Raw genomic sequence first — 26,706 nt, 5'->3', positions numbered from 1 at the left:
CAATGAGCCGCATGTATTAGGACATCGGTATATCATTATAAATCATACATTAGTAGAATATGAATGCAAAGATTTTAACAGGTTAGACAACCCGAGTATAACTATATAACACACGTCACTTTAATTCGAAAGAGAATTAATAATCACCATAATGAAATTTAAATAACTTTATAAGCCTTACTAAATACGAAGTGTAATAAAACTTTTTATGTCAAAATCAAACGTCTTTAAGATACTGGATAAAGATGTATTTATATAGCAAGGGAGGTTTAAATATGTACAAGATTGTATTTTTCGATGTCGATGGCACCCTATTAAGTGAAGTGGATAGAAGTATACCGTTAAGCACAAAAGAAGCAATTGAGAAATTAGTCGAGAGAGGAATAAAAGTTGTAGTTACAACAGGAAGACCGTACAATTTGTGCCAAGAGTTTAAGACTATGGGCATTGATACATTTATTTCTGCTAATGGTGCACTTATAACATGTAACGAGAAAGTTATACATAAATCAGTACTATCAACAGAAACAGTTCAAGATGTCTCAGCTTTTGCTGAGTTGAACGGACACGGTGTTTCTTATTTTACCAAGCTATTTACGATGAACGGCATGGGTTCCAACGATGAGCGGGTTATGAGAGCATTAAAAGAAACTTTAAACCTTACACAATATCCCGAAAAAATGAAATCTCTATCAGAGGAAATTTACTGTATATGTTTGTATGTGGACGACAATGAAGCACAAAAATTTCTAGATAGATTTTCAAAACTTAGATTCGAGCGTTTTCATGGCTACGTAATGAATGTACTTGAAGAAACAGAAGTATCCAAATCAGCTGCGATTAAAAAAGTATTAGAGCATCTCAACTTTTGCAAATCCGAAGCCATTGCTTTCGGTGACGGCGAAAATGATATCGACATGTTGGAGTATGTAGGTTTTGGAATTGCCATGGAAAATGGCGGAGATACATTAAAACAAAAAGCAGACTTTGTTACTAAAAAAGCAAGCGAAGGAGGAATATCTTACGCATTAAAGAAATTTGGTGTCATTTAAACTAGAGTAACATTACAAATTTGTAATGTTTATGTCACTTTCTCCAATAGCACTTAAAAACATCCAACTCATATACTTAAGATAGATTTACAAAAAAGGAGTGTAGGAAAATGCACGAAATAATTGGGGAAGTCGTAGTTGGTCTATGTGAATTCGTTTTTGAGATTTTCGGTTATGGGAATACAGGTAGAGAGAAAAAAGAATAATTCCAATTGATTTGTATGATATATAAGATTCTTAGACACCTATAAAAGGTGTTTTTTCTTATTTACCTTCAGAAGAAGACATATAATCTAATAATTTCATAAAGGGAGAAGACGTTCGTAAAAAACATCAGTATTAGTATGAAACATCATGGTGTTAAAGATGTATAAAAAAACGCACCATCTTATCTCAATAGCGCGTTTAGCTGTGTATTTATTTATACTGAGCAGGTGAAATGTGTTCCAACCATAGAATACCATCATAATGTTGGTTCGGAATCATATATTCAGGAATAAGCCCCCAATATTGTCCTATAGTCTGTGAGTACATCCAAGACGTTTCGGGAATTTTTTTCACATCTTTTAAGTTTACAAAGACTTGTGGATGTTGAGCAGCTTTCAAGATTTCTTCAATGCTATTGGGTTCATGTTTTTTATTCACATTTACAATAGAGTCTTGACTGTCATCGTAACTACTTCCGCTATATGCATACAAACCAACAGAATACATTTGATTTTTCAAGTATTTTGGCAAAAAGTCAATCATATTAGGGTGTTTTTTGGACAGACCCATAGCATACTGGAAACTCAAAAGCATATTATAATTCTGTTTTCTTATATGATAATTATGACCCCACACAATTATTTTTTTGTTTTTATATTGCATGTCACTTAACCATGCTAAATTTTGTCCCATTTCTTTATCCCGAGAGTAAAAAGTGGACTCATTCAATGCTTGTTCATTTTCGTTATATGTTTTTTGTTTTCTTTGTATTTCTTCTTTTACTTCATTTGGAATATGCGTTTTCAGCGTATCAATTCGAGTACTAATCGATTTTTCTAGAAGATTTACATTATAAGATGCTTTAGGTTTTATTTGTTGTAATTCATTCTTATGTTGTTGGATAAATTCTTTTACTCTTTCATATTTACTTAAAAGAGGTTTCTGCATTGTTTGAAACTCTTCATAAGAAGAGACAGAACGATATTTCACAATTTCTTTTTCTGCTTCTACGAGTAGTTTCCCTATTTCAGGATTCAATTTACTAATCCATTCATTTGCAAAAGTTGCAAATGTAGCAGCTGAAGCATTCCACGGGATATTTATATCGAATCCCGTTAAAATAAGGGGTGTTCCTTTTTCTTTTTGCTCTTTTATGTATTGAAATAATTCTTCTACATCTTCTGTATGCCATACTCCATAAATAGCTTTTTTCATAGCTTGCTCAGCTGTTAAATCATCTATGTTTTGATATACAGCATTCGCTTCCGCAAAGCCTGATTCAAACGCAAGTACATCATAACCCATTTCCTCATGCAAATATTTAATCATCCGAACCTTTGATTGATTCATTTCTGTGGAACCATGAGTAGATTCACCTAATAAGACAATACGTTTGTCCTGCAAGGTTTGTTTTAAAAATGATAAATCCTCATTAGAGCTAGCAGTTGGTTCCTGTAATTTAACTGCATGTTCACTAACCCATTTCTGCCATTTTTGTTGATCTGTAGGCAGTTCTTCAGCAGATGCTACTGTCGAAAACGTTGTTAGTGCAAATAAAGTAGTTACTAATCCTTTTTTCCATTTCGAAAACACACATATCACTCCTGATTTTATAAACTTTATCACCTAAATCTAATCATTTATGATTCATTTAAACAAAATAGGAACATTTAGGTTTACATATTCATATTAAAGGATGGAATTTATACAAATCAAGAAGAAAAGGGTGATAATTCTATTAAATTTAAAAATTCTATAAATTAAAGGGTGTAAAAAGAACCGACGGAAGATAGCTCGAGGAAACATGCTACATAGCTACCACAAAAATTGAACAAACGTACAGTACAGTACAGGAAGAGCAAATAACAGCAGAAAGAAGGGAAGATACGAAGATCTACAGTGAATAAAAATGTTATCTTAAATTTCGATAGATAAAATAGAAAGAACGTTAGTTCCTTTATATGATGTAGAATAAGGTGCACACTTAATTTATATCAAGTGAAGGGAGCTAATCAAAATGGTTGATCGGAGCAAAAAAATTCTAAATGCGCACTGGAAAAGGACGAAATGATTAAACTGTATTTAGAAGGGGAAAGTACGTCTAATATCGCAAAATTAGCTAACGTCACAGCTAGATATGTTCGGATGGTTTTAACAGATAACAACGTTAAAAAACGAACACAAGGTAGTTGGAAACGCAAATATAGTTTGAATGAAGATTACTTTAAACATTGGTCTAACAATATGGCGTATATTTTAGGATTCTTCATTGCCGATGGTGTCATTATAAAGGATAATCAATCTGTAAGTATTTCTCAAAAAGAATCCAGCATCTTAGAAGATATAAAGGTAGAACTCAATTCAGACCAGCCGTTATACCAAAACAAGAATACCGGCGTTTATATGTTGAATCTAAATAGCAAAATAATGAAAAACGATCTAATGAACATACATGGAATTATGCCTTGCAAATCATATGAAAAAATAGTTTTTGTGCACATACTAAAACAAACTCGATCACCAGTACGAATGCTAAACAACTAGTCGTGCATACGTACTGGTTGTTTAGCATTCGTACATTATATTCACTTAATCTAAAGTAACTGCAACATGCGAAACTAACAGTGACTAAAATGAAAATCCACACTGCGAAAGGAAAGGGTATAAAAAATACTTTTAGTAAGTTTATTACTTTTTTCTAGTTAACATAATATAAATTATAGGTAGTTATGAAAATAAAAGTCGTTCCGTCTCAAAATCTAAGTAAACTATACTTTTTGAGACGGAACAGGGATTTTTCAAAGAAACTCACTATATATGCTTTCGCTTAATTGTATTAGTCTTTATATAGATTTAAGATCAAATTTGTCACAGCAAATTTATTCTAAAACTTTCTCTGATTAATTATTGATACTGTAACGACTATAACTTAATAAAACGAGCGATTAAATTATTTGTTATTAGCAGTTATTTTGATTCATAAATTCATCATTAATTTTTTCGTTCTTTATAATACTTAAACATCTTGTTTATTGAATATATATAATTCCGGTGTTTATTCACTTAACCCTTTTGTATACGCTCTGTATTTCCGATATCCATCTAGTTAACATAACATATTTTGGATTACTAAAAAAATCTCCTCTCATTTCAAAAAGGAATCTCTAATAAATGCAATTCACATTTCTTTCGGTGTGACTTTCATCAAAACCCGCGCATGCAATGTATAATTTCTTAAAATATTTCTTTTCAAGCAAAAACAAAGCCACTCTCTAAATATCTATATAGATATTTAGAGAGTGGCTTTAAATTCCTTTAGCAGCAGTCCCAATTATAAAGTACATTAGTAAAATCTAAATTGATCAAGTCTTCTTTGTTTATAAAGAAATTCGCAACGCCGCAATCTCCCCACATAATACCTAGAGAATCATCTGTATCAATTTGTAGCAGTAAAATATTGTGCTTTTGATATGATTCGTCCCATTCCCTTGGATCGCTTTGTGTAAAGAACGGATATCCACCAATTTTGTGTCCTAGACTCTCAAAAGACTCCTCATACAATTCACCAAACTCTATTTCTTCTTCTTTATCAACGATATCTTCTAAATCAACTGTATCTTTAAAAAATGATTCAAAACGATAATCTCCTATTGTTACAGGTTGATAAGCTTGTTCGAATGATAACTTAGCTGCTTCGGGTATAACAAAATGCTCTAAATCAAGATTATTTAAATAACTAAAATCCGTTACAAGCTGTGATTCGTCATAATTTACTTCAAAATGATAAATAATCCGAAAGTCTTTTTGTGTTGTTGGATGATCAAAATCAGCACCAACAAGATCATCTTCTCCATTTACAAAAAACTGTAGCAAACCCTTTGTCGGCATAGGTTCGATATGAGGAAGTTCTTCAAAATTTAATTGTGCAAGTAGTACCATCGGCTTTCCGTTTGAATCTTTAGGGTGCTCATGGTTAATTGGTAAATATGGATAACCACCAAATTTGCTTTGAAATAATGTTGTTTCCCCTATCTTACCAGTAATTTTAATATAAGGTTTTACACTTTTTTCTAAAATATCCCTATACTGTTCTAATTGCTTTGGTATTTGTAATTGATATGTATTTGTCATTCTCCATTTCTCCCTTACATGATATATAAAATAAGCCTATCTCGATTATATAACGAGTGGTAGGTTTATGGAAAAACACTAAAATTCTGTTTTCACCCTCATTTTTATGCACTTGCAGGATAAATTAAGTGATATTCTAAACCCTATTTATTAATTGTCCGAACTATTTTTGCTGCTTCTTCAGAATCCTCAATGAGTTCATTTTATTGTTGTAAATAAGCTCAGTTAATCGATCTACAATACAAGAAGGGATTTCAAGTTTATAAATGTTGTATTATTTATGAAAAGACCCAACACANNTGTGTTGGGTCTTTTCATAAGTCAGATAATAAAGTAATAATTTACGTGCTCTTTCATAATACATATAGTCTCTATAAAATATGTAGTAATCTTCAATATGTTTTTCTAAAAAGCGAAATTGTTTAAAGCGATCAAAAAATGATACGCGAAGTAATTTTATTTGCTTAAATGGAATTTTTTCTATCCTTCCATTTAACACATAACTTAATGTTCCTGAGATATTCATCCAATATAAATCCAAATCAGCATTTATACAATCATCCTCAGAAAACATCTTCTTAAAATCTCGATACATGTTACGCGTATCACGATGTGGGAATGGTTTATATAAATGACTATATAGTTTCATTAACTCTTCAAAAATCACCTTTTTTCCTAGTATCAATGGCTCTCCTCAATTTTCTTAGTTATTTATCCATCGTAATAAGTTATCGTACTGTTCTTTTGCATCGTTATACCCTAAGTTATATAAGTTAACGAGTCTTCCTTTATTCCTTTCAATCCCGCTAACAGGAAGTTGCGCACTTGGTTGAATCACAAAAAAATTATCTTTTTGTAATTCCGAAGACATATACATAATTGTTTCATTATAAAAACGATAATGTTCTACTAAAAGCTCAGAGACTTTCGGATATCGTCTATATAAATATTTTGCTATAGGCGAAAATTTATTACGCTTTTTCTCATATCCTTCTGGCTTCGTCATAATAACAACATTTTTTTGAAATCCATCTTTTTGCGCTTTTCGAACAGGGATTGGATCAATAATCCCTCCGTCTAAAAGCTTTTTACCATCATAGTCCACAGCAGGAGCGATAAATGGTACAGAACTTGATGCACGAATAATTTTCAATATATCATTCCCGTGCTCTTGCTTATTATAATAGACAGCCTCTCCTGCCTCGCAATCTGTTGTGCCGATTACAAACTGCTCATTTGTATTTAAAAAGGTTTGAAAATCAAATGGTACAATTTGATTAGGCACCTCATCGAAAAGAAAATCCATACCAAACAATTCTCGTTTTCGAATTAAATTTCGATAAGATATATACCGATGATCAGACACTAACTCTGTATTTACTTTTTTATTTCTCCCTTTTTGACGGGATAAATAGGTTGCTCCCATACATGCTCCCGCGGATACTCCAACTACATATGGAAAAAACATATCATTTTCCATGAAGTATTCAAGCACGCCTGCTGTATATAATCCTTTCATGCCTCCACCTTCTAATACTAAACCAATATTTTTCATGTATACTCCCTCTGCATTTGTTTCTTAAACTTATAAATACTTATATTTTAGCACAAGATATTATGATGAAGTATCAATAAATTCATTGCATTCTCTTTCAAAAGCTCTTGCTGCATTGTAAGAATCTCTTAGTCTATAACGTGATACAATAAAAGAAACTCATTCCACAGATTACAAAGGAGGAATTTTATATGGGTTTATTTAGTGGTATTTTAGGAAATGCATCTGATACGAGTACAGAAAATGTTGAGCGTGACTTACAAAAAATTATGCTTGATGATGAACAAGTTGAGTATGCATATAAATTGATTCGAGATTTAATTGTATTTACAAATCGACGAATGATTTTAGTAGATAAACAAGGAGTAACTGGTAAGAAAACAGAATATCATTCTATTCCTTATAAAAGCATTACACAATTTAGCATCGAAACAGCAGGACATTTTGATTTAGATGCAGAACTGAAAATTTGGATATCTAGTATGCACGATCCAATCACAAAAGAATTAAAAGGTGATGACAGTATTTTAAACGTCCAAAAAGCTTTAGTAAAATATACAACAAAATAGCCTTTTTGCATTTTTATGCAAAAACAAAAGTTATAACCCCGTATTTTTTGGAACAACATACATTATTTTGTTTTAAAAATACAAAATAACAGGGATAGATGACACAGATTTATTCTGTTTTATCTATCCCTTTAAAAATTATGATACTACTTTTTTATAATAAACAAGTGTTGTATGATCATTCAACTTCTTTTTTACTCCCGTCTGAATGTAACCCATTTTCTCGTATAGATAACAATTACGTTCTTCTTCTAAAATTGTAGCTAATTCCCAACTAGCTGCTTTTGGAAACATCTTTTCTACTAAAACGAATACTTTCTGGGCTATCCCTTTTCCTTGATAATTAGGTAGAATAAACATAGGACTAATCCAGAACTGGGTCGTCGTATGTTTCCAAAATGCACAAATAGCCCCAGCAAGAGTATTATTAACTACTATTTTATAAAATCCTCCATTAGGATTGTTTATTCTCGTAATTACTTTATCAATCGTTTCATTAGCAGGATTCGTTTTATAGTCTTTGTATTTTTCTAATAACGGTTTAAACGCTTGTATTTGAATAGCAAAAATAGATTCTGCATCAAAATTTACTGCTCTTTCTAATTTTACTTCCATAGCACTTACCAACTTAACCGTTCTCGTAAAGAAGTAATATGTGCCGTATGATGACGACCGTGCCATGCATATAATCCAATTGCTACTTCTAGTTTTGTTTCACCTGATTCTGGATGATTAAAAGTTTTTTCAAGATCTGCCTGTTCTAAAGAATTTAATAAATTTACCCATCTTTTATGTAATGAATCTAATAATACAAGAGAAACATCTACAGGTAATTTTGAGTCAGGGAGTTCTGCCCACTTTTCTTCCCTATACGGCTTAATTGTCGGGTTATTTTCTGTAAGAGCTAATTTAAAACGGATGTAACTATTCATATGACTATCAACAATATGATGAACAACTTGCCGTACTGTCCATCCACCCTTTCGATATGGCGTATCTAATTGATCCTTATCTAGATCTCTAATTGCTTTTGTTAATTCTTTAGGAAGATTGGCAATTTCTTGAATCCATTTCTCTACCGTTTCTTCTGTAATATTTCCTTCATGAGTAAACTGTCCAATTGGATAACGTAAGTCCTTCATTGCATTGTTCCCCTTTTGTTTTTAAATTTCTTTTATAGCATTTTAGTTTGTTTCCAAACGTAATGAATGAAATCATTTAACTCTGTAGCTTTTTTATCAATTGCAGTACGTGAAAAGCCGCTTTTTTCTAATACGATTTGTGAAGCAATGTTGGTATTTGTTGTCTTTGCATGAATTTCAGTAATTTGCTCGTTTACTGCTTGATTTTGGAGTAATTGAACGGCCTTAGTTGCAATTCCATTTCCGATAAAATCTTTTCCTACACGATAACCAAGATATCCTAATTGTCTATCTTTCTCTATGTCTACTAAGTTTATTCGACCTACAATTGCTTTCTTCTTATTTCGTATGAGATAAAAATAGGAAATGCCTTCTTTTTGTTCCTTTAACAATTCATCATGCTTATATTGAAACGTTTCATAAACATAGTAATCATCCCCACGACTCGGTACCATCTTTTCAAAAAAAGTTCTGTTATAACACTCAAAAGCAAATAATTCTTCTGCATCTTGTTTCTTTAATTTTTCTATGTATATTTCCATTTATGAATCATTCCTTTTTAATCGATTAACTATTATTAATTCGCCATTTAATAGTTAATTTCCTACTGCTTGTAGTAAGGTTAACTCCCTCTATTTCTGTCGAGCTGTAAGAATGGCAAACCATACCTTAGGATGAAAAAGATGTAGAGGACTACGAATAAGGTTCATTACCCTAACCAGACGAATATAAATATCTGTATTACTCGCAGAAAGCCGATATACTTTTTTCGTATACCATTGTTGAAATGGTTGGATAAAAGACTTCTCTCCTTTTATTTTAGGGTGACGGAATGCTTCTGTAGTAACCATTTCCCATGGCGTTGCAATCACCTTAGAAATACGTCTGTAAAATTCTCGAGTAAAACCATTCTGCAGCGATGTTCTTTTCTTTAAACTCATTTGTAGCGCGACAGCTTCCATGGCAGCAACAGAAATTCCTTGTCCAAAAACTGGATCAAAGCGACAATGAGCATCTCCAATTACTAAAAACCCTTCTGGCATATTTTTCACTAAATCGAATCGGCGACGAACTTGATAAGGAATCTTGTGTATTTTTATATCTGTAATTGGTTCAGCTTGTTCAAGAAAATGCATAACATCTGATGCAGGTAACTTCTGAGCAAATGCAAGGAACTCTTCATCTGTTTTTGGTGCATTCTCATTGGCATATCCGCTAAAAGTTACGAAATAACAATTGTCTTCAATAGTTTGAATAAAGGCGCCATAAGGATTTTCAGGAAAGCTAGGAGAAATAAGTAAATTGCACCAATCAGGATTTTTATGTTGTTTTAAACGGAATACCCTAGTTGCGTAAAATAATTGAATCCATACTTTTTCTTCTTTTACCTTTATGCCATATGTTTCTAACCACTCTATATTTTTCGAACCAAATCCGCTTGCATCTACAACGAGATCTGCATGGAGATTTTCTTTATTTCCTGTCTTCATACACTGCACTTTTACTCCAGAGATTTTGTGATGTTGCTGATCTATTATCAATTGTTCAACCATTGTTTCATATTTTGTTGTAATATTATTTACTTCACTCATTCTTTTTTGTATATGCCACTCAAGCATAGGACGACTTTGTTGAACCGCATTCAACTCTCCAATAAATGGTTGTTTCCATAAACCAAAATGATGCCATTTCAAATCTCCAGTAAAATTATTTATGATACCACCATCTTCTTTTAATTGGGTCATAATCGCAGGGAATAATTTCTCAATAGCCTCTTCACCACCCTTTAATAACACATGAGGATGATGGGTTTGAGGTACTCTTTTTCGTGGGCTTTTTTCATTCCACTCTGTGCCCACTTCTAAAATCATTACCTCTTGAAAAAAATCAGACAAAGCTTTTGCTGCTAATTTCCCAGCTATACTTCCACCAATAACGATTGCTTTTCCTAACATTTTCTACCTCCCGAAAGATATTTCCGCTTCTTTTATGATGCTAAAATATAATTTTCCATTTCCCACTTTATTCTCCTAGCATATTAATAGAATCACAAAATAAAAAATCCTGCTATAAATTTACACGACAGGATTTTTTTATCAACATTTATTCATCTTTTCCTTTCATTACAAGTACTAAGTGAGTAAGTTAGGTTAATCTAATCATCTTCACCAGCAAGAGCTAGTTTAATATATGCTTACTGCTTAACTGTATATCTCCAAGGGCTCTCTTTAAAATATGCCAGTGAACTGTAAAGTTAATATTAATATGCCAAGAGCCCAAACATAATAAGCGAACACTTTAAGAGAATGCTTTTTTAAATATTGAATCATCCAAGATACTGCGATATATCCGAAAAATGCCGCGGATAAAGTGCCAACAATTAACGATGTACTTGAAATTGTTTCTGCTTTACCTTGAAAAACGTCCACAGACTGTAAGATGATTGCTCCAACAATTGCAGGTGTTGACAATAAGAATGAAAAATACGCTGCGGTTTCACGGTCTAGTTTCCTCCAAAGTGCAGCGACAATTGTCATACCAGAACGAGAGATTGCTGGAAAAATAGCAAATGCTTGAAAGGAGCCAATGATAAAAGCATCTTTATATGTAATGTCATTCATTTTCTTACGTCCATTTTTTTGTTTCTCTGCCATATACAAAAACAAACCTGTCACTAAAAACTCCCATCCGATAGTTATGCCCGTTTTTGAAATCTCTTCAAAGAAATCTTTAAATAGTAGACCGATAATAACGGCCGGGATTGTTCCTACAATGAGTAAAAATGTAAGTTTTGAAAATGGGTTTTTAACCAAATAGATAAACTCTTTTTTATAATAAATAAATACCGCTAGCAGGGTACCAATATGCAGCATCGTGTCTAAAAAAAGCCCAGCTTCATCTAAATGAAACAAATGTCTTCCTAAATACAAGTGACCGGTACTGCTTATAGGTAAAAATTCCGTTAACCCCTGAATAATTCCTAATATAAAAGCTTCCAACCAGTTCATGATTGTCTCCTTTCTTGTTTGCTTGTACCAGTATATGTTTATTTTTACCTGTTATGAAAGAAAGGGAAACGAATTCAAGATGTAAGGACTTTTCCAGACAACAAAAAAGAGGGAAAATCCCCCTCTTAGTATAAACTTTATTTAATTTGTTCTTTATGTTCATGATTAACAAGAACATACCATTTACCTGTGTCAAACTTCTCTTTATTAATCACATAAACTCTATTATCTTTCTTTATTTCCCCAGGTTTTAATTCTGTATTAAGATTAGGAGTTACACCTTTTTCAACTGCATAACTACTAGCTGCCCAGACATTCATTTCGTAAGCATTATCATTTTCATCCACTAAATCAACTGATGGCAAAACTGCTAATTTAATCGATTCGTTTGTTATATTTTTCCCTTCAACTTCTATAACAATAAAGACATTTCCATTATCAGCTTCTTGAATCCCTATGCTTTCTTTACCCACCTTATCTCTTTCTACAACCCTTTTCACAGTTACATCAAATTTTGACGTATTAAAAGTTTTGTTTAATGGATATTCTTTTTCTTTTATTGTTGTCTTTGCCTTTGTTTGTTCCTTATTTTTCGAATCTGTATTCTCTTTTGTTTTCATATTCTTTTCTTCTTGCTTAGAAATTGTTTCTTTCGATTCAGAAGAAGTTTTATCTGATGTACTTTCACAGCCAGATAAGTTAAATACTAAAGTTCCACCCAAAATACATGTAGTAAATTTTTTTAACATACTTTTTATCCCCCAATAAACACAATATATAAATTCCCTACTTATCATAGCAAAAAACAATCTTTTGCATTGTTATATTTTGTCGAATAATCAAAGAGGACTCAATGTTTTTTTGTTAAATAAAAAAACATGACCTTACTATATTACTAAGATCATGTTTTACATTGCTTTTATTTTATTTATAAAATACCTTATCAACATTATACTTCGCTTGAAACTCATTAATAATATATGTTTCGTAAATTTCTCTTTCCATTGGATCTTCTACAATACATGCATCAATGCGGTATACTTCATCACGATTTGCTTTAATTGGTGAAACATTGTCTTCAAAATGCTTTTTAATACGCTGTCTTATTTTACGTGCTTTCCCTACAAAGAGAAGTTCGTCATTAATGTTATAAAACATAAAAATGCCGCCTTTATCTCTTGGGAATAGGTGGAAATCAATGAACCCATGAATTGGAGTGATTCTTGGCTCATCGCCTTTTATTACTTGTTTTCTTTCTGTTATAGAAACATCAACTGCAGGTAAATCAATTTTAATCAAGTTGCTTCACGTCCTCTTTTATTATAAAGGTAAATAATAGCACATGTATGCAAGAAAAGCTATTCGTGTTGAGTAAAAATACCGTTTTTTCACTACCTCCCAAATATTATAGGTATATCATGTATGTATTTTCTCCAAATCATATGATCATACGCCTCGCCCCAATAATCTTTTAACAAAAAGTTAGGCTCTCCAAATCTTTTCTTCCATATTTTTTGTGCGTTAGTATATCCGCTATCCAAACAGAATTCTTTTATGCCTTTACCCAATAAGGTAAGAAAAATCGCATTTAAGAGTAAATTTCCTATGCCGCATCTTTGATAATTCGGGAGTACAAATACAGTCCCCACCTCATTCAAGTTTTTTAATGCGTCATCTGTGCAACTATTAATAATTTTACTTGATGGACCAAATTCAATTGTGCCGATAATTTTATTACAACGTTTATCTACAGCTATCAAAAAATATCGATTTTTCCCATTGCTATCAAAGTCACATTTCAAGTACTGCTTTTTCGTTTCAATTTCATTTTCTATGTCATCAGCCAATTCCGATAGACCTTCTCTAGCAAACGTATCGATAATGACTGTTCGAAACAATTGATTTAATTCTTCAAAATCATCGATGATTGGTCTTCTTATCTCAACATGATCCACCGAAGACAACTCCTTAATCTCCTAAATTTCAAAATTACAATCCATATAGCTTTTCTCCAAAATACTCAAAATTCCCTCTACACATATAAAATTTACTGCGAGCAATGTGGAAACAAACAAAAAAGATTAGGTAGTTATGCCTAATCTTTTTTGTTTTTGTAATTATTCGATTGCTCCTGCTACGTCATAATCATTTAAGTCTAATTCTATCGGTTGTCCTAAAGCAAGTTTCGCAAGCTCAGAACCTAAGTATGGACCTGCTGTTAATCCCGAAGCGCCTAAACCATTCGCAACGAGTATACCTTTAAAATTAGGTAATGGACCAATAACTGGGAGAAAACCTGGTGTAAATGGTCTAAAGCCAACTCTCGTTTCCAGCATTGTACTATTTTCTAATCCTGGTGCCACAGACAATGCCTTATCAAACACTTCATGTAAACCACCTGCTGTAACACGATAATCAAGACCAGTATCATTTTCATGCGTTGCCCCTACAACTACACGGCCATCTTCAAAAGTTAAAATATACTGATCGTTTGGCGGCATCGCAACTGGCCAGTTTTCAGTATTAGTATCCGGCATATGTAAATGAACAATTTGTGCTTTTTGGAAAGTCACAAGAAAATTTACCCCAAGTGGTTTTAGTAATTCGTTTGCCCAAGCTCCTGCAGTGACAATTACTTGATCCGCCGTTAATGTTTCGCCATTTACATGAATTCCTTTAACATAATTATTCTCATGAATTAAAACAGCATCTCCTTTTATAAAGGTAGCACCATGTTTCTTCGCAGCATTTACAAGAGATTGACGAAGAGCTCGTCCATTTACCCGAGCTGCGCCACTTATATGTACAGATCCATATTCCTCTGATAACGGCGGGAATAGTTTTTTTGTTTCCTCTGGCGATAGGCGAGTGATTTCGCCAATTTCAGGAGCACCTTCACGTCGCTTATATGCTCGCTCCTCCATTTGATCTAACTTTTTATCATCCGTATGTAAGCTAATCGCACCCACTCGGTTATAACCTGTATCTGTTTCACCATCTTCTTCTAATTGTTGAATTAAAGAAGTATAGTAATGCGCTCCGCCTTTTGCGATTTTATACCAAGCCTGATTACGCCGCTGTGAAAGCCAAGGACATACAATTCCTGCTGCTGCATCCGTTGCTTGTCCTAAATCCTGGCGATCAACTAGAGTAACGTGTGCTCCTTCTTTAGCGAGATGATAAGCAGTAGACGCTCCTAAAATTCCAGCTCCAACTACAATATACGATTTCATTCAAAACACCTTTTCTTATTCATTCTTTTATATCTTATTATTTAACATTTGTTTCCTAATTTAAAAATATCACGCTCTACTATTAAATTTTCTTTATTTCTTCTTTCTGCGGAATAAATCCATTGATTTATAACCTTGTGAAAGAATTTCAATCATTTGCTGCACACGTTTTTCGCGTGTTTGTTGCTGTTTTGCTGAAAATATATGGCGCGCCCAATCTTTTTGATATCCTGGTGTTAAACCTTGATAAAACTGAAGTTCATTTGGGTGATTAGCTAAAAATGCTTCTACATCTTTAATATTCTCTATATAATCAGAAACACATTGACTAGCAGCAGATGTTTTCTTTGGTTTCTTTTTTTCACGTTTTAAGCCAATAACAGTAAAGACGTCATCCATACTAACCATCCGCGCGAATTTGATATCACTATTACCTACATATCCATCCTCTCCAACTTTCATCGCTGGAAATATTTCATCTCTGTGAATAAAAGTGTCATAACGCGTATTACCTTTTTTCGGATAGGCGAAAAATAAATAGCCTTTTTCGAGTAATAATTGTTTATTAATAATAAGTTGCGTGTGTTTAACCATCTCATCAAGTGTTTCTACAAAAATGAAGATAGCATCATGATCTTTAGATAACTTAATTGCTTGTTCAGCAAATAGGGCATAATCGTTTGGTTGATTCATTACTGCCATATTACTATATTTACTAAGGTTCAATTTATCGATAACTGACATAGTAGACTCCTTTTCTATTCATTGTTACTTTTATCGTACCTATATTACTATAAAAGAGAATGGCCTTGCTGTGCAAATAAACCCTCTATTTCCCATGATGCTTTTACATTAAGATTCATACTACTTCGGTTTACATTTCTATGTTAAATCTATCATGTAAGAGCTTTTCGTAGTGATTCTCTGTAATTACACTTTTACTTTTTTGACCATTTATTACTTGAGTCAAGCTATCTTTCGTCAAAGAGACATATCCAGAATGCGTAAGTTTTACTGCAATTGCCCCCTTATTAAAACTAGAATTCTCATCTTCTATAACTTTTCTTTGAACTTCATTTAAAATTGTTTCATCAATGGGATCTGTACGAAAGGCGTGACACACCTTCCATTCTATATTTTCTTGTGAGGTGTGCCGCGAGTGAATGTCTCGTCTTTCTAAAATATACGTTCCTTTATCTGTATCTTTTCTTATAACACGATATTCGCCATTTTTTGAAGTAACAACCTCACCAGTAAACGGTACAAGTGTGAGAGGTACAAATGAAGCAATTCCTACATCAGCTAAATACAACGCGGAATCATAATTTAAAATGATTGTAATATGACTATCTTCAATAGACCATACATTTAAATCACTTTTATAAACTGTGCCTAATGCCAACTGCACATCGAATCCACAATCTTGTAAAAAATAATATAGAATAGAATTCATTTCATAGCAAAGCCCACCTCGTGAACTCATTAATATTTTCTTTTGTAAATTCTCTTTAGAAATTTCTTTCGTATTACCTATTACGATATCTAAATTCTCAAATGGAATTTCATACGCAATTGCGCTCATTATTTTGTTCAAGTCCTCAAATTTCACAGTCTGTTGTTTCTTAAGGTTCAATCTTTCAAAAAACTGATCTTGTAACTCTGTCATATAAAGCACCCCTTCAATATTTAGAGTGAATGTATTATATGCAAATTTTAAAAGTTATGATGAGTATCAACAATGTTCATTTACAATAACTGTACCGGTACAATAGTGCCATACCCATTCGCACATTTAGTGAATATAATTTTTCAAAATCCATTCGTGTCTCTTGTATATAATCCATAAACTTATTTCATAAACCATGCGACCATTATGGATAATTCTCTACTTATGTATAGATAACAATTACAAACTTATGTAATCAACTCTTCATATAACAATTGTAAAGAAGTACCCTTTTTATTCATTTTTCATGCACATCTATGTACATTTTTTGATTTATTAGTTATATTATGGTTATTGAATGATTACGAAAATAAATCTATCGTCTATACAAATACTTGTATTTCTTAAATCCGTGAAAAAACTACAAAATGTACGAAAATCCATTTGTCAAATGAATTTTAAACGGAAGGAGGTTTGTGGTTTATTCATCGGGATATAACAATCAGTTTTATGTAACTGATAAAAATACAGGAGGCGACATGATGTTTCGTACAATTTCAAACTTTATGAGAGTAGCTGAGATAAGAAGGAAAATCCTTTTTACACTTGCGATGTTAATTGTTTTTCGAATTGGCACGTTTATACCAGTTCCTCATACTAACGCAGAGGTATTAAAGGTACAAGATCAAGCCAATGTTTTAGGTATGCTAAATGTATTTGGCGGAGGGGCTTTACAACACTTCTCAATCTTTGCTGTTGGTATCACACCCTATATTACAGCCTCCATTATTGTACAGTTGTTACAGATGGATGTTGTACCTAAATTTACAGAGTGGGCAAAGCAAGGTGAAATGGGCCGTAAAAAATCAGCTCAGTTTACCCGATACTTTACAATCATTCTCGCATTTATTCAAGCCATTGGAATGTCTATTGGCTTTAACAATATAGCAGGCGGGCAACTAATTTCTAATCCAGGATGGACTACTTATTTATTTATCGCTACAGTGCTAACTGCCGGTACTGCATTTTTACTTTGGTTAGGTGAACAAATTACTGCAAACGGCGTAGGAAACGGAATTTCAATGCTTATCTTTGCGGGGCTTGTTGCAGCAATTCCAAACGTGGTAAATCAGATTTATTTACAGCAATTCCAAAATGCTGGCGATCAACTCTTTATGCATATTGTCAAAATCATATTGATTGGATTAGTTATTTTAGCAATCGTTGTCGGTGTTATTTATATCCAACAAGCAGTTCGTAAAATACCTATTCAATATGCAAAAGCTGTTTCAGGTAAGAATCAATATCAAGGAGCAAAAAATACTCATTTACCTTTAAAGGTAAATAGTGCAGGTGTAATCCCTGTTATCTTTGCTTCTGCATTTCTCATGACACCGCGGACAATTGCGCAGCTATTTCCTGACTCTAATGTATCGAAATGGTTAAGCACGAACTTGGACTTCGCGCATCCGATCGGAATGACTCTTTATGTTGGACTCATCATTGCTTTTACATACTTCTATGCATTTATTCAAGTAAACCCTGAACAAATGGCAGAGAACTTGAAAAAGCAAAATGGATATGTTCCAGGTATTCGTCCGGGTAAATCGACAGAGCAATATGTAACAAAAATTTTGTATCGTTTAACATTTATTGGTGCTATTTTCTTAGGCGCTATCTCAATTTTACCACTCGTATTCACAAAGATTGCTACTTTACCACCTTCTGCTCAAATTGGTGGTACAAGCCTACTCATCATTGTTGGGGTAGCGTTAGAAACAATGAAAACGCTAGAAAGTCAGCTTGTAAAACGTCATTACAAAGGGTTTATAAAGAAAGTAAACTAATGCTTTGTACATATGAACTAAACATAATGAAACCCTCTCGNNCGAGAGGGTTTCATTATGTTGCTTAAAAGAATGTTGAGTTATCAGAAAGACTTTGTTTTCTTTTTTGAAAAAAATATTTCTTCCGTTGATATTACTTTATATTCACTTAATTCTTTTTACTCATAAATAAAGCTGTCCACAGTCCAGAGACACCAAAAACTGGGTTTGATTGATTTATTTCCTTCATTCTACGTATTTCTACTTCAGAAAAGTCACTAAAAATGGCTCTAAGTTTTTCAGCTGTAAATCCTAATCCACCTTTAAGACTTTGTAGTTTGTATACTTCCCAATCCGTTATGTCTGCCCCACCTAATTCTCCGCCTTGAACAAAACAAGTGATTGCAAAATAACCACCTGGTTTTAAAGCCTTTTTCACCAAATTTATATAATTCATTCTTCTGTGTGGTGCAATATGATGAAAGCATCCTGAATCGTACACAATATCGTATGTATTCTCTTTGATTTTTAAGTCAAAGATATTGTTATAAATAAAATTTACATTTACATTTTTCTCCTTTGCACGTTCGGTTGCCCATTGAATGGATTTCTGTGATAAATCTACTGCATCAACTAAGCATCCTTTTTCAGCAAAGTAAATTGCATTTCTGCCTGGACCACATCCAAATTCAAGAACTTTTCCTGGACTAAGTAATTTTTTCTCGAAATAATTAACGAGATTCTCATCTGGTTTATTAGTAAAAAAGGGAACTTCTTCTTCACGATTTGAATAAAAACCATCCCAAAATTGAGTTGGTTCACGTAATAATGAATCTAACATATTCAATACATCTTCATAACTACTAATTATTTCTTTCACAGTAACCCCTTCTTTCCAATTAACTCTTACAATCTAATTATATAAGCGATTAGATTGCTTCGTGTTTCATTAGGGTTAACAACACTTTAAATCCAAATAAATTTGAACTCTCTACTTATGCCTATTTATGTTAATTTAACGCGCAGAAAGATACCTAATTTTCTTTTTATATTGCTTTAAAAGTATTTACCTTTCTCTTCCTTAAAATCCAACAAAACAATTAGAAATACCCTTAGAACCAGAATGTAATTCTGTCTTTTCAGAATTATCATTACGATTATTACGACAATATTACAAATAAAGTAGATATACATTCTCATTAAATACAAATATTTCTTCGGTTATTTACATCATTTACATAAATTTCATTTCCATAAACACACTATTTGGATCCTCTATATATTTCGAGAACGGTTTGCTATATTGAAATCCCATACTTGTATACAAACTTCTAGCCGGTTTGAAGACATCCATAGATCCTGTTTCCAAACTCAATCTCTGGTAACCACGTCGCTTTGCTTCCTCAATTATATGCTGAAGAAGTCGCTTGGCAATACCTTTTCTTAAATGCAACGAAGATGTTTTCATTGATTTTATTTCCCCATGTTGACTATTGAGTTCTTTAAGTGCGCAGCATCCAACTAAATCATTACCTTCCCATGCACTCCAAAATGTAATATCTTCTTTCCGCAATCCATCTAAATCTAGAGCATGCCTGCTTTCTGGGGGAGAATGTAGTGCCATGCTTTGTAGATGATCCATCAATAATTTTTCTACTGCAGTACCGGTTAAATCATCTATTTTTATCTCCATAAGACGTCCCCTCCTATTAATATTTTCCTCGTACTTGTTTTAAAACTCAAAAACATACTGACTTTTTTCAATGATGCTTGCACTCTAATTTCAAGAGGAGCAATTGCATTCTCTAGCGGTTCTTCTTTAATACCGGGAATCATAACATCTAGTCCCTATTTTATTCAAGTTGTTTAATGGGATTGGAAAAGCTTCATGATTTCTCTCATCACTTATATAAATCAAGCGGCTGCATTTGCACAAAACGGTTATTCCATACAGACTCATGATGCTCAATAATTTGCTTGGCGCTAAGTTGATTGCTATTTAACGTACTATGCGCACCCTTTACTAGCAAATTATGTTGATATCCCTTACTATAGGCAATTCGTATAGTCGTATCTAAACAAAATTCAGTTTGAGCACCCACAAAAATTAATTGCTCTATACCTAATTTTTTTAAAGTTTCCTCTAAAGTAGTTTGATAGAAGGCGTCCCATGTGATTTTTTCTATAACAATATCATTACTTTCTCGGTACAACCCTTTATGTAATTCCCAGGCATACTTCCCCTTCGCCATTTCATCTGATGGATTTTGATCTGTATGCTGAATGAAAATTACTGGTATCTCCTTTACTTTTGCCCAGTTAATGACTGTGTTCACATTTTCAAGTAATTGTTCATGCTGATATAAGTGATTTTTTTCTTCTGAAAAAAAGATTTCTTGCAAATCGATAACAATTAATGCTTGTTTCACATGTATCTCTCCTATCCCTTTGTTGAATAATAATTTTTCTCCTTATCACTTTACAACTCAAAAAAGCCCTATCATATACAGGGCCATTTTATAAAAACAATATATAATTATAACATATAAAAAGTTCTAACTCTATCTAATAATTTGTTTTTTCTGTCATTTGTAGGCACATTAAGATAAAATATTCTTTTATTTCACAACCAAAATATAATTTTACATTTCTTTTTTAAATAATCTTCCCTGTTTAAAATACACTTCAAGTGTAGAGCGATTTGCTAAAAATACATCAATCAAGATGAGACATGCTCCGATTCCCATTAATGGATTAATTGGTTCCCCTAAAAATACGTATCCTGTAATAACAGCAATTAATGGGGATACATACAGCCAAGTTGATGGGAAAACTGGATTTGTTTTCGATAAGAGCCAATAATAGAGTCCATGGCCACCAATTGATCCAATAAATACGAGATACAAAATGGGCCATTGTACACTCCAAGATGTTAACATAGCTAGATTTGGCTGTTCTGTAAAAATAGAAGTAATCAACAGAAAAACTCCACCGTAAAACATTTGGATTCCGTTAATAAGAAATGGCGATACTTTTGGCAAATCTGAAAGTATTTCTTTTGAACAAATGGAGCCTATTGCATAAAACAATTCTCCTATTAATATAACAAAACAAGCAATACTCCATATAAAAGTGAAATGTTGATGCATACCTGGTAAGGAAATACAAACAACTCCACTAATCGCTATGATTAGTGCAAGAAGTTGTTCCCTTTGTAATTTTGTTTTATTTCTTTTCACTTGTAATAACAAAATCATCATTGGCCCTGTCGCAGAAAGAATAGCTGCTAATCCAGAAGAGATATACTGTTCTGCCCAGTATAACGTTGCAAATGTCATAAAGGTTAAACAAAAACCAGTGTACATAATTCTTTTTGATAACAAGTATGGCATGACATGTTTTCGTTTTAAGGAAAATATGATAATAAGAATAACGCCTGCCAAAAAGAAACGAATTCCCGCCGAGAATAATGGTGGCGTCCCCGCTTCAATCCCAATTTTAATTGTTAAAAATGTTGTCCCAAAAATTATACAAATTAAAATATAATTAAAAATGACCATTTCATTTCCTCCTTTGTATTCTTGAAATGAGTATAGAGGAAACAGTGTATAACAGTATATCAAGGCGTATAACAGTTTGATAAATCTATAGTTGCTTCTGCATATGTTTTTGGATTTAATTAAATTAAAAAGAAACTTAGGTGAGCTGATGAAGATTATACTGCGGAAAGAATCTAACATACCATTCTATCAACAAATTTATATGCAAATCGTTGAGCGGATTCAAAGTGGAATGCTATCAAATGGGGATTTTTTACCTTCATTACGCTCTATGGCGGATGATTTACAGATAAGCATATTAACCGTTCGTAAAGCCTATAAAAAGTTAGAAACGAAAGGATATGTATATATTCAGCAAGGAAAAGGTGTGTATATACATAAACCGATAAATCGGAAAAATCAGCCGAAGCCATATGATTGGCAACATAGAAAATCAATCAATGTCATGCGATCTCAATATGTAATGAATCAACATAGAAAGCATTATGATTTTTCACAAGCTATTCTTTATCCTCGGCTTTTACCCAATCCTTTTCTTTCGGGTGAAATGCAAAAAATAATAGCGGACAATCAAATGATATTGGCAACTTATGGATCAGTTCAAGGAGATGAAGAACTTCGAATAGAAATTGCAAGATATTTAAAGGATTATCAAAAACTATCTGTAGACTCTTCTACTTTATTAATTACAAGTGGTGCTCAGCAAGGAATTGATTTAATTGCTCAAACATTATTAAAACCAGGTGACACAGTTATAATAGAGAGCCCGTGCTATGGTGCCGCAATCGATGTATTTATAAATAAAGGGGTTCAAATCATCCCAATTGAGCTTGATGAACAAGGGATTCGTTCTGATTTAATCGATGAAGTTTGTCAAAAAAAGAAGCCGACTTTAATTTATGTAAATCCTACTTTTCAAAACCCTACAGGTACTGTTATGAGTAAAAGAAGACGAATGGAACTTGTAGAACTAGCGGAGCTATATCATTTCTTTATAATTGAAGATGATTCTTTTGGAGAAATATATTTTGAGGGTGCTAAAATTCCAGCTCCACTTAAAACCTTTGATGCAAACGGGCATGTTATATACTTAAAAGGATTCAGTAAGACATTAGCACCAGGCCTTCGTATTGCAGCATTAGCTGCAGAAGGTCCTATTTTCGAATGGTTATACGCTGTGAAAGCTTCGATGGATATAGGCAGTCCATTATTGACACAAAAAGCACTTCTTCCATTTTTACGAGCAGAAAGAATGAAAAACCATTTAGAAAAATTGCGTACTGCTTTACAAGTAAGACGCGATACAACACTAGAAATATTAACTTTTCAAACAGGAGAAGTTTATTTTCAAAAACCTCTAGGTGGCTTTAATTTATGGGGAGCACTTCCGAATTCAATTGATATTTTTATGCTACTGAAAAAAGCGAATGAAGTGAATGTTTCATTCCTACCAGGAACGGCCTGTATTTTGAATCATGAATCAAACTATAACTATTTACGAATTAGTTACTCCATGTTGAATGAAAAAGACATGTTGATTGGGTTAAAAAGACTTCATAACGTATTACTACATTCCTTAAAATAATAAAAAATAGTTAATATACCCCATATTAACTATTTTTTCAGGTTGTATTGATGCAACATCTTTTCTAACATTTCACATGTAACCGGCTGCGCGCCAGCTGTTAATTGATATCCGATGCGACCGTTCGGTTCTGCTGTTGCTTGCTGTAATGTTGTTATATCATGAATTCCCTGTTCTCTTAAATACATAAGTAATTGCTGTTCTGTTATTTTCGTACGTCTCAAATTATTTTTCAAAATTTCTCCATCCTCAACAATAACAATGCTATTACCATTTAAAAATTTTTCTATCCCCCTTGATTTCACTTCTACATAATGAATAACAAGTAAAATGCCTGAAAATATACAAGCTGCAAGGATTGATGGCCCTACTTTCCTACTTAATACCGGCTCTACAATAATACGCGCAATGGAGACAACAATAATAATCTCAGCTCGTGTCATCTGACTAACAGATTTACTTCCGGTTAATTTTAACGCAAGGATACCCGTAACAATTAAAATTATGCTTTCAAAAAAAATATTCATCAACAATCCATTCCTTTAATGGTAATTAATAAATAGCATTACCATTGATCCAGTTCTTTATTGTTCACACAGCACATAAAAACTAAAAACAAGTATATACTAGCCGTGCCTAGTTTTTAGTTATCCTAGTCAATTCCTATTTCTCCTCATCTATTTACTAGGTTGTTTCAAATTTCACAAAAAGAAGTGGATGTTCTCTTTATATCGGGTATAATTTTTGAGAATAAAAAAGGAGAGTTGCTGCTTCTTTTCATTTAAATAATTTTGTAAACGATGAATACATCTTTATAATCCAAGTAGTAAAAGATTGAAACGTATATGTATTTTTATCAATAACAATGCTTGTTAGACTACCTATAACAGCACTCCCAATTATGTCAAATGGATAATGATGCCCTACCCAAACACGTGAAAAACCTGTCAAAACTGCTAATAACCACATAATAGAGCCCATGCAACGTTCATGAAGTAAAATGGAAGTTGCTACAGCAGAAGCTAAAGCAGTATGTTTACTTGGGAATGAAGAATTATTTTTTGATGGAATAAGCAAACGAATTCGATGAACAATAAAAGGACGAGGTTTAAAATAAAAAATTTGGATGATACGATTTATAATTAAAGTGACTCCTGCTGAAATTCCTGCATACAAAATAATTTTTTTGTAGAAATTGTTTCTAAACCACATACATATTAATATGAAAAGGTATAAATATCGAGTCTTCTGTGAGATAAAAATCATTATCGTATCCATAGTAGTTCCTCGTCTAGCAAGACCATTTATCGCTTTAAATAGTATATAATTCATTGCTAATGTTCTCCTTTATGTTCGAAATATATAACTTAACCTAACTAATAAAAAGGAATTTATGACTGGATTACCCAGGGGCAGTTAGTCACGAACAAATTTAAAATGGTCCCCACAAGCTATAAACCATACCTCCAACAAAAAACACTAAACCTAAAACTAACACGATAAAAGCAAGGATCGATTTTTTATTATCTTCCATGAACTTAACCTCCTTTAAAATTGTTGGTCCTGTATACATTTCCCCACATTAAAAACCTTTAGTCATAATTATGTCTAAAGGTTTTTGTCATCATACTTATAAGAAAAAATAGGGGATTATATTCTGCACTAACAATATACAGTTAAGAAATTTTAAAATCTTTTTATCTGTCCTCTAATTTCTCCATTTGGATGTTTTTCCGTATGAACGTTTACATAAGTATTACCAGCACTCATCTTTCTTACGAGATCCAGTAATGATATTCCCTGTAAAGGACCCACAAGATCAGATGCTGTAATCGTTCCTGTTACCACTCCTCTATCTACACTAATTCCTCGTGTAACCGGACCAAATAGAAAAACAACAACTGGACCATTTTCTACTCCCTCTCCTAAATGAATATGAGCAGCAGTCACTCGTTCTATATCATGCACTACCAGTTTGAATGGAAGTATCGTAAAATCATCATTAATTCTAAATTGTGCTATTCCAAAAGCATTTGTACAAACAGAGGGCACTTCCTCCCGGCCTCCTAATTTAGCAATAAAACATTGGGACAATGTGTGATTCACTTCCTTATTTATTTGATGCCATATATTATTCATTAGACAAAAAAATAGCTTGTTCGTTTTAACTATAAAAGGAAGGTGAACATAAAAAAGGAAGCTATTTAATCAGCAAGGATTGTAATAACAAAAAAGAAGACTTAAAAACCGATTTATAAAGGGTTCTTAGCCTTCATTTAATTTTATATAATACTCATTGTTCTTTTAACACATTCTCTTCGAAATATTTTCCCCAATCAGGTTGTCTTCCGTCAATATCTTTAAACCCATATTCCCTCGCCAACTCCCATGAACTAAGCGCTTTCCCTGTTTTATTATGAACGTTTGAATCACTTGCTAAAGCAGCAATTGCTCTTCCTACAAAGAAAGGTGTTTCAGATGCGATAAAGTGAGGATCTTCCTTTACACCTTCTTGCCAATTTTCCTCAGTCACACCAAATAAATCTAACATTGCTTCAGAACGGAGAAAGCCAGGACTTACCGCAACTGCAGTAATACCATGTTTCTCTAAATCTTTTGCCATCGCTTCTGCTAAGTGAATTGTTGAGATTTTCGCTAAGCTATAATATAAATTACCGCGGTACTGATAATCAATCCCATCTGTAATTTCAATAACAAGTCCTTTCTTATTTTTCACCATAAGCGGAACACCATAATAACTTGTCATCATATGTGAATGGACAGCACGTTGTTGCATAAGCAAGCCGTTATGTAAATCATGCTCCCAAAAATCTTTTTCCCATTCAGTAAGCGGATCGCCGCCCCAAACATCATTTACTAAAATATCAAGTTTTCCGTTTTGTTCTTCTTGGATTCTATTAAATAGTGCTTTAATATCTGCTTCTACTGTATGATCCACACGAACGGCAATTCCTTTTCCGCCTTGTTTTGTAACGAGTTCTGCTGTTTCTTCAATTGTTTCCATTCTTCCCATTGATGATAAATTTCCTTTTGTACTTCTCCCTGTTACATATACAGTCGCTCCGGCTTCACCGAGCATCATCGCTATTCCTCTTCCAGCACCACGTGTTGCTCCTGCAACTACTGCCACTTTTCCTTGTAATGGTTTCAT

The 26,706-nt window shown here is 32.9% G+C and carries 28 protein-coding genes; 5 read left to right on the top strand and 23 right to left on the bottom strand.

All coding sequences use genetic code 11. The annotated features are described in order from the left end of the window. Positions 1 to 275 precede the first annotated feature (275 nt). Entirely contained in the window at positions 276 to 1,052 is a 777-nt protein-coding gene (locus tag CN288_RS24875; RefSeq protein ID WP_098303347.1) for a Cof-type HAD-IIB family hydrolase, read from the top strand. Positions 1,053 to 1,469: 417 nt separating this feature from the next. Here CN288_RS24875 and CN288_RS24870 read toward each other — a convergent pair whose 3' ends face one another. Then, complete coding sequence (locus CN288_RS24870) at positions 1,470 to 2,852, bottom strand: erythromycin esterase family protein (protein WP_098303346.1); 1,383 nt, start codon at positions 2,850 to 2,852, stop codon at positions 1,470 to 1,472. A gap of 474 nt (positions 2,853 to 3,326) precedes the next feature. On the opposite strand from CN288_RS24870, the gene CN288_RS24865 reads away from it, so the two are divergent. Further along, positions 3,327 to 3,803, top strand: coding sequence for an LAGLIDADG family homing endonuclease (locus CN288_RS24865; RefSeq protein ID WP_098303345.1), 477 nt, complete (start codon positions 3,327 to 3,329; stop codon positions 3,801 to 3,803). 771 nt (positions 3,804 to 4,574) lie between these two features. On the opposite strand, the gene CN288_RS24860 is transcribed toward CN288_RS24865, so the two are convergent. The 3 genes from CN288_RS24860 to CN288_RS24850 form a co-directional block, all read right to left on the bottom strand. After that, a complete protein-coding gene (locus CN288_RS24860) occupies positions 4,575 to 5,390 on the bottom strand; it encodes a YwqG family protein (protein ID WP_098303344.1) in 816 nt (271 codons plus the stop codon). Between the two features lie 274 nt (positions 5,391 to 5,664). Then, the gene (locus CN288_RS24855; RefSeq protein ID WP_098303343.1) at positions 5,665 to 6,075 is read right to left on the bottom strand and encodes a YxiJ-like family protein; all 411 of its coding nucleotides are present in this window, start codon (positions 6,073 to 6,075) and stop codon (positions 5,665 to 5,667) included. A gap of 18 nt (positions 6,076 to 6,093) precedes the next feature. Further along, positions 6,094 to 6,945: a patatin-like phospholipase family protein gene (locus tag CN288_RS24850; RefSeq protein ID WP_090689488.1), complete on the bottom strand. Its 852-nt coding sequence runs from the start codon at positions 6,943 to 6,945 to the stop codon at positions 6,094 to 6,096. 191 nt (positions 6,946 to 7,136) lie between these two features. Between CN288_RS24850 and CN288_RS24845 the strand changes: the two genes are divergently transcribed. Then, positions 7,137 to 7,514, top strand: coding sequence for a PH domain-containing protein (locus CN288_RS24845; RefSeq protein ID WP_026590898.1), 378 nt, complete (start codon positions 7,137 to 7,139; stop codon positions 7,512 to 7,514). 138 nt (positions 7,515 to 7,652) lie between these two features. Here CN288_RS24845 and CN288_RS24840 read toward each other — a convergent pair whose 3' ends face one another. From CN288_RS24840 to CN288_RS24790, 11 genes are all read right to left on the bottom strand, one after another. Further along, positions 7,653 to 8,195 carry a GNAT family N-acetyltransferase gene (locus CN288_RS24840; protein WP_098303342.1) on the bottom strand — a complete coding sequence of 181 codons (543 nt, stop codon included), beginning with the start codon at positions 8,193 to 8,195 and terminating at the stop codon, positions 7,653 to 7,655. Next, positions 8,135 to 8,656 (bottom strand): YfiT family bacillithiol transferase, encoded by a 522-nt coding sequence (locus CN288_RS24835; protein ID WP_026590896.1) that lies wholly within the window; start codon positions 8,654 to 8,656, stop codon positions 8,135 to 8,137. The genes CN288_RS24840 and CN288_RS24835 overlap by 61 nt, the downstream gene beginning before the upstream one ends. Before the next feature lie 32 nt (positions 8,657 to 8,688). Beyond that, complete coding sequence (locus tag CN288_RS24830) at positions 8,689 to 9,198, bottom strand: GNAT family N-acetyltransferase (protein WP_098303341.1); 510 nt, start codon at positions 9,196 to 9,198, stop codon at positions 8,689 to 8,691. 90 nt (positions 9,199 to 9,288) lie between these two features. Next, entirely contained in the window at positions 9,289 to 10,611 is a 1,323-nt protein-coding gene (locus tag CN288_RS24825) for an FAD-dependent monooxygenase (RefSeq protein WP_098303340.1), read from the bottom strand. Positions 10,612 to 10,884: 273 nt separating this feature from the next. Continuing rightward, entirely contained in the window at positions 10,885 to 11,664 is a 780-nt protein-coding gene (locus CN288_RS24820; RefSeq protein WP_090689476.1) for an undecaprenyl-diphosphate phosphatase, read from the bottom strand. 137 nt (positions 11,665 to 11,801) lie between these two features. Further along, positions 11,802 to 12,413, bottom strand: coding sequence for a DUF4352 domain-containing protein (locus CN288_RS24815; protein ID WP_098303339.1), 612 nt, complete (start codon positions 12,411 to 12,413; stop codon positions 11,802 to 11,804). A 175-nt stretch (positions 12,414 to 12,588) separates the two neighbouring features. After that, on the bottom strand, positions 12,589 to 12,963 hold the full coding sequence (locus CN288_RS24810) for a nucleotide excision repair endonuclease (RefSeq protein ID WP_026590891.1): 375 nt from the start codon (positions 12,961 to 12,963) through the stop codon (positions 12,589 to 12,591). A gap of 92 nt (positions 12,964 to 13,055) precedes the next feature. After that, positions 13,056 to 13,619 carry a GNAT family N-acetyltransferase gene (locus tag CN288_RS24805; RefSeq protein WP_098303338.1) on the bottom strand — a complete coding sequence of 188 codons (564 nt, stop codon included), beginning with the start codon at positions 13,617 to 13,619 and terminating at the stop codon, positions 13,056 to 13,058. Positions 13,620 to 13,781: 162 nt separating this feature from the next. Then, complete coding sequence (locus tag CN288_RS24800) at positions 13,782 to 14,897, bottom strand: NAD(P)/FAD-dependent oxidoreductase (RefSeq protein ID WP_090689469.1); 1,116 nt, start codon at positions 14,895 to 14,897, stop codon at positions 13,782 to 13,784. 93 nt (positions 14,898 to 14,990) lie between these two features. Then, positions 14,991 to 15,641 carry a YdeI/OmpD-associated family protein gene (locus CN288_RS24795; RefSeq protein ID WP_098303337.1) on the bottom strand — a complete coding sequence of 217 codons (651 nt, stop codon included), beginning with the start codon at positions 15,639 to 15,641 and terminating at the stop codon, positions 14,991 to 14,993. 130 nt (positions 15,642 to 15,771) lie between these two features. Then, positions 15,772 to 16,563, bottom strand: a complete 792-nt coding sequence (locus CN288_RS24790) for an arylamine N-acetyltransferase family protein (RefSeq protein ID WP_098303336.1) — start codon at positions 16,561 to 16,563, stop codon at positions 15,772 to 15,774. A 542-nt stretch (positions 16,564 to 17,105) separates the two neighbouring features. Between CN288_RS24790 and secY the strand changes: the two genes are divergently transcribed. Beyond that, positions 17,106 to 18,410 (top strand): preprotein translocase subunit SecY, encoded by a 1,305-nt coding sequence (gene secY / locus CN288_RS24785; RefSeq protein ID WP_026590886.1) that lies wholly within the window; start codon positions 17,106 to 17,108, stop codon positions 18,408 to 18,410. A 148-nt stretch (positions 18,411 to 18,558) separates the two neighbouring features. Here the strand turns inward: secY and CN288_RS24780 are convergent, their stop codons facing one another. The 4 genes from CN288_RS24780 to CN288_RS24765 form a co-directional block, all read right to left on the bottom strand. Then, positions 18,559 to 19,269 carry a class I SAM-dependent methyltransferase gene (locus tag CN288_RS24780; RefSeq protein WP_098303335.1) on the bottom strand — a complete coding sequence of 237 codons (711 nt, stop codon included), beginning with the start codon at positions 19,267 to 19,269 and terminating at the stop codon, positions 18,559 to 18,561. A 354-nt stretch (positions 19,270 to 19,623) separates the two neighbouring features. Beyond that, positions 19,624 to 20,082 carry a GNAT family N-acetyltransferase gene (locus CN288_RS24775; RefSeq protein WP_026590884.1) on the bottom strand — a complete coding sequence of 153 codons (459 nt, stop codon included), beginning with the start codon at positions 20,080 to 20,082 and terminating at the stop codon, positions 19,624 to 19,626. Between the two features lie 208 nt (positions 20,083 to 20,290). After that, on the bottom strand, positions 20,291 to 20,818 hold the full coding sequence (locus CN288_RS24770) for an isochorismatase family protein (protein WP_098303334.1): 528 nt from the start codon (positions 20,816 to 20,818) through the stop codon (positions 20,291 to 20,293). A 213-nt stretch (positions 20,819 to 21,031) separates the two neighbouring features. Next, positions 21,032 to 21,949, bottom strand: a complete 918-nt coding sequence (locus CN288_RS24765) for a DMT family transporter (RefSeq protein WP_098303333.1) — start codon at positions 21,947 to 21,949, stop codon at positions 21,032 to 21,034. 148 nt (positions 21,950 to 22,097) lie between these two features. Between CN288_RS24765 and pdxR the strand changes: the two genes are divergently transcribed. Next, positions 22,098 to 23,534, top strand: a complete 1,437-nt coding sequence (pdxR, locus tag CN288_RS24760) for a MocR-like pyridoxine biosynthesis transcription factor PdxR (protein ID WP_098303332.1) — start codon at positions 22,098 to 22,100, stop codon at positions 23,532 to 23,534. Positions 23,535 to 23,563: 29 nt separating this feature from the next. Here pdxR and CN288_RS24755 read toward each other — a convergent pair whose 3' ends face one another. From CN288_RS24755 to CN288_RS24735, 4 genes are all read right to left on the bottom strand, one after another. Further along, the gene (locus tag CN288_RS24755) at positions 23,564 to 24,061 is read right to left on the bottom strand and encodes a DUF421 domain-containing protein (RefSeq protein WP_026590880.1); all 498 of its coding nucleotides are present in this window, start codon (positions 24,059 to 24,061) and stop codon (positions 23,564 to 23,566) included. 250 nt (positions 24,062 to 24,311) lie between these two features. Continuing rightward, positions 24,312 to 24,866 (bottom strand): undecaprenyl-diphosphatase, encoded by a 555-nt coding sequence (locus CN288_RS24750; RefSeq protein ID WP_098303331.1) that lies wholly within the window; start codon positions 24,864 to 24,866, stop codon positions 24,312 to 24,314. A gap of 354 nt (positions 24,867 to 25,220) precedes the next feature. Further along, positions 25,221 to 25,673 (bottom strand): CHRD domain-containing protein, encoded by a 453-nt coding sequence (locus CN288_RS24740; RefSeq protein WP_098303330.1) that lies wholly within the window; start codon positions 25,671 to 25,673, stop codon positions 25,221 to 25,223. A gap of 154 nt (positions 25,674 to 25,827) precedes the next feature. Next, complete coding sequence (locus tag CN288_RS24735) at positions 25,828 to 26,706, bottom strand: SDR family oxidoreductase (protein ID WP_098303329.1); 879 nt, start codon at positions 26,704 to 26,706, stop codon at positions 25,828 to 25,830.

This window comes from Bacillus sp. AFS023182, from assembly GCF_002560575.1.
GTDB classification, from domain to species: domain Bacteria; phylum Bacillota; class Bacilli; order Bacillales; family Bacillaceae_G; genus Bacillus_A; species Bacillus_A arachidis.
This window is presented reverse-complemented; position numbering and strand designations above follow the sequence as displayed.

Coding starts and splice junctions, on each gene's coding strand:
- CN288_RS24765 (WP_098303333.1), bottom strand. CDS start 21,949: ATGGTCATTTTTAATTATATTTTAATTTGTATAATTTTTGGGACAACA.
- CN288_RS24825 (WP_098303340.1), bottom strand. CDS start 10,611: ATGTTAGGAAAAGCAATCGTTATTGGTGGAAGTATAGCTGGGAAATTA.
- CN288_RS24750 (WP_098303331.1), bottom strand. CDS start 24,866: ATGAATTATATACTATTTAAAGCGATAAATGGTCTTGCTAGACGAGGA.
- CN288_RS24845 (WP_026590898.1), top strand. CDS start 7,137: ATGGGTTTATTTAGTGGTATTTTAGGAAATGCATCTGATACGAGTACA.
- CN288_RS24735 (WP_098303329.1), bottom strand. CDS start 26,706: ATGAAACCATTACAAGGAAAAGTGGCAGTAGTTGCAGGAGCAACACGT.
- CN288_RS24840 (WP_098303342.1), bottom strand. CDS start 8,195: ATGGCACGGTCGTCATCATACGGCACATATTACTTCTTTACGAGAACG.
- CN288_RS24860 (WP_098303344.1), bottom strand. CDS start 5,390: ATGACAAATACATATCAATTACAAATACCAAAGCAATTAGAACAGTAT.
- secY (WP_026590886.1), top strand. CDS start 17,106: ATGTTTCGTACAATTTCAAACTTTATGAGAGTAGCTGAGATAAGAAGG.
- CN288_RS24815 (WP_098303339.1), bottom strand. CDS start 12,413: ATGTTAAAAAAATTTACTACATGTATTTTGGGTGGAACTTTAGTATTT.
- pdxR (WP_098303332.1), top strand. CDS start 22,098: ATGAAGATTATACTGCGGAAAGAATCTAACATACCATTCTATCAACAA.
- CN288_RS24850 (WP_090689488.1), bottom strand. CDS start 6,945: ATGAAAAATATTGGTTTAGTATTAGAAGGTGGAGGCATGAAAGGATTA.
- CN288_RS24740 (WP_098303330.1), bottom strand. CDS start 25,673: ATGAATAATATATGGCATCAAATAAATAAGGAAGTGAATCACACATTG.
- CN288_RS24790 (WP_098303336.1), bottom strand. CDS start 16,563: ATGACAGAGTTACAAGATCAGTTTTTTGAAAGATTGAACCTTAAGAAA.
- CN288_RS24830 (WP_098303341.1), bottom strand. CDS start 9,198: ATGGAAATATACATAGAAAAATTAAAGAAACAAGATGCAGAAGAATTA.
- CN288_RS24795 (WP_098303337.1), bottom strand. CDS start 15,641: ATGTCAGTTATCGATAAATTGAACCTTAGTAAATATAGTAATATGGCA.
- CN288_RS24800 (WP_090689469.1), bottom strand. CDS start 14,897: ATGAAATCGTATATTGTAGTTGGAGCTGGAATTTTAGGAGCGTCTACT.
- CN288_RS24835 (WP_026590896.1), bottom strand. CDS start 8,656: ATGAAGGACTTACGTTATCCAATTGGACAGTTTACTCATGAAGGAAAT.
- CN288_RS24820 (WP_090689476.1), bottom strand. CDS start 11,664: ATGAACTGGTTGGAAGCTTTTATATTAGGAATTATTCAGGGGTTAACG.
- CN288_RS24755 (WP_026590880.1), bottom strand. CDS start 24,061: ATGAATATTTTTTTTGAAAGCATAATTTTAATTGTTACGGGTATCCTT.
- CN288_RS24865 (WP_098303345.1), top strand. CDS start 3,327: ATGATTAAACTGTATTTAGAAGGGGAAAGTACGTCTAATATCGCAAAA.
- CN288_RS24875 (WP_098303347.1), top strand. CDS start 276: ATGTACAAGATTGTATTTTTCGATGTCGATGGCACCCTATTAAGTGAA.
- CN288_RS24775 (WP_026590884.1), bottom strand. CDS start 20,082: ATGGAGATAAAAATAGATGATTTAACCGGTACTGCAGTAGAAAAATTA.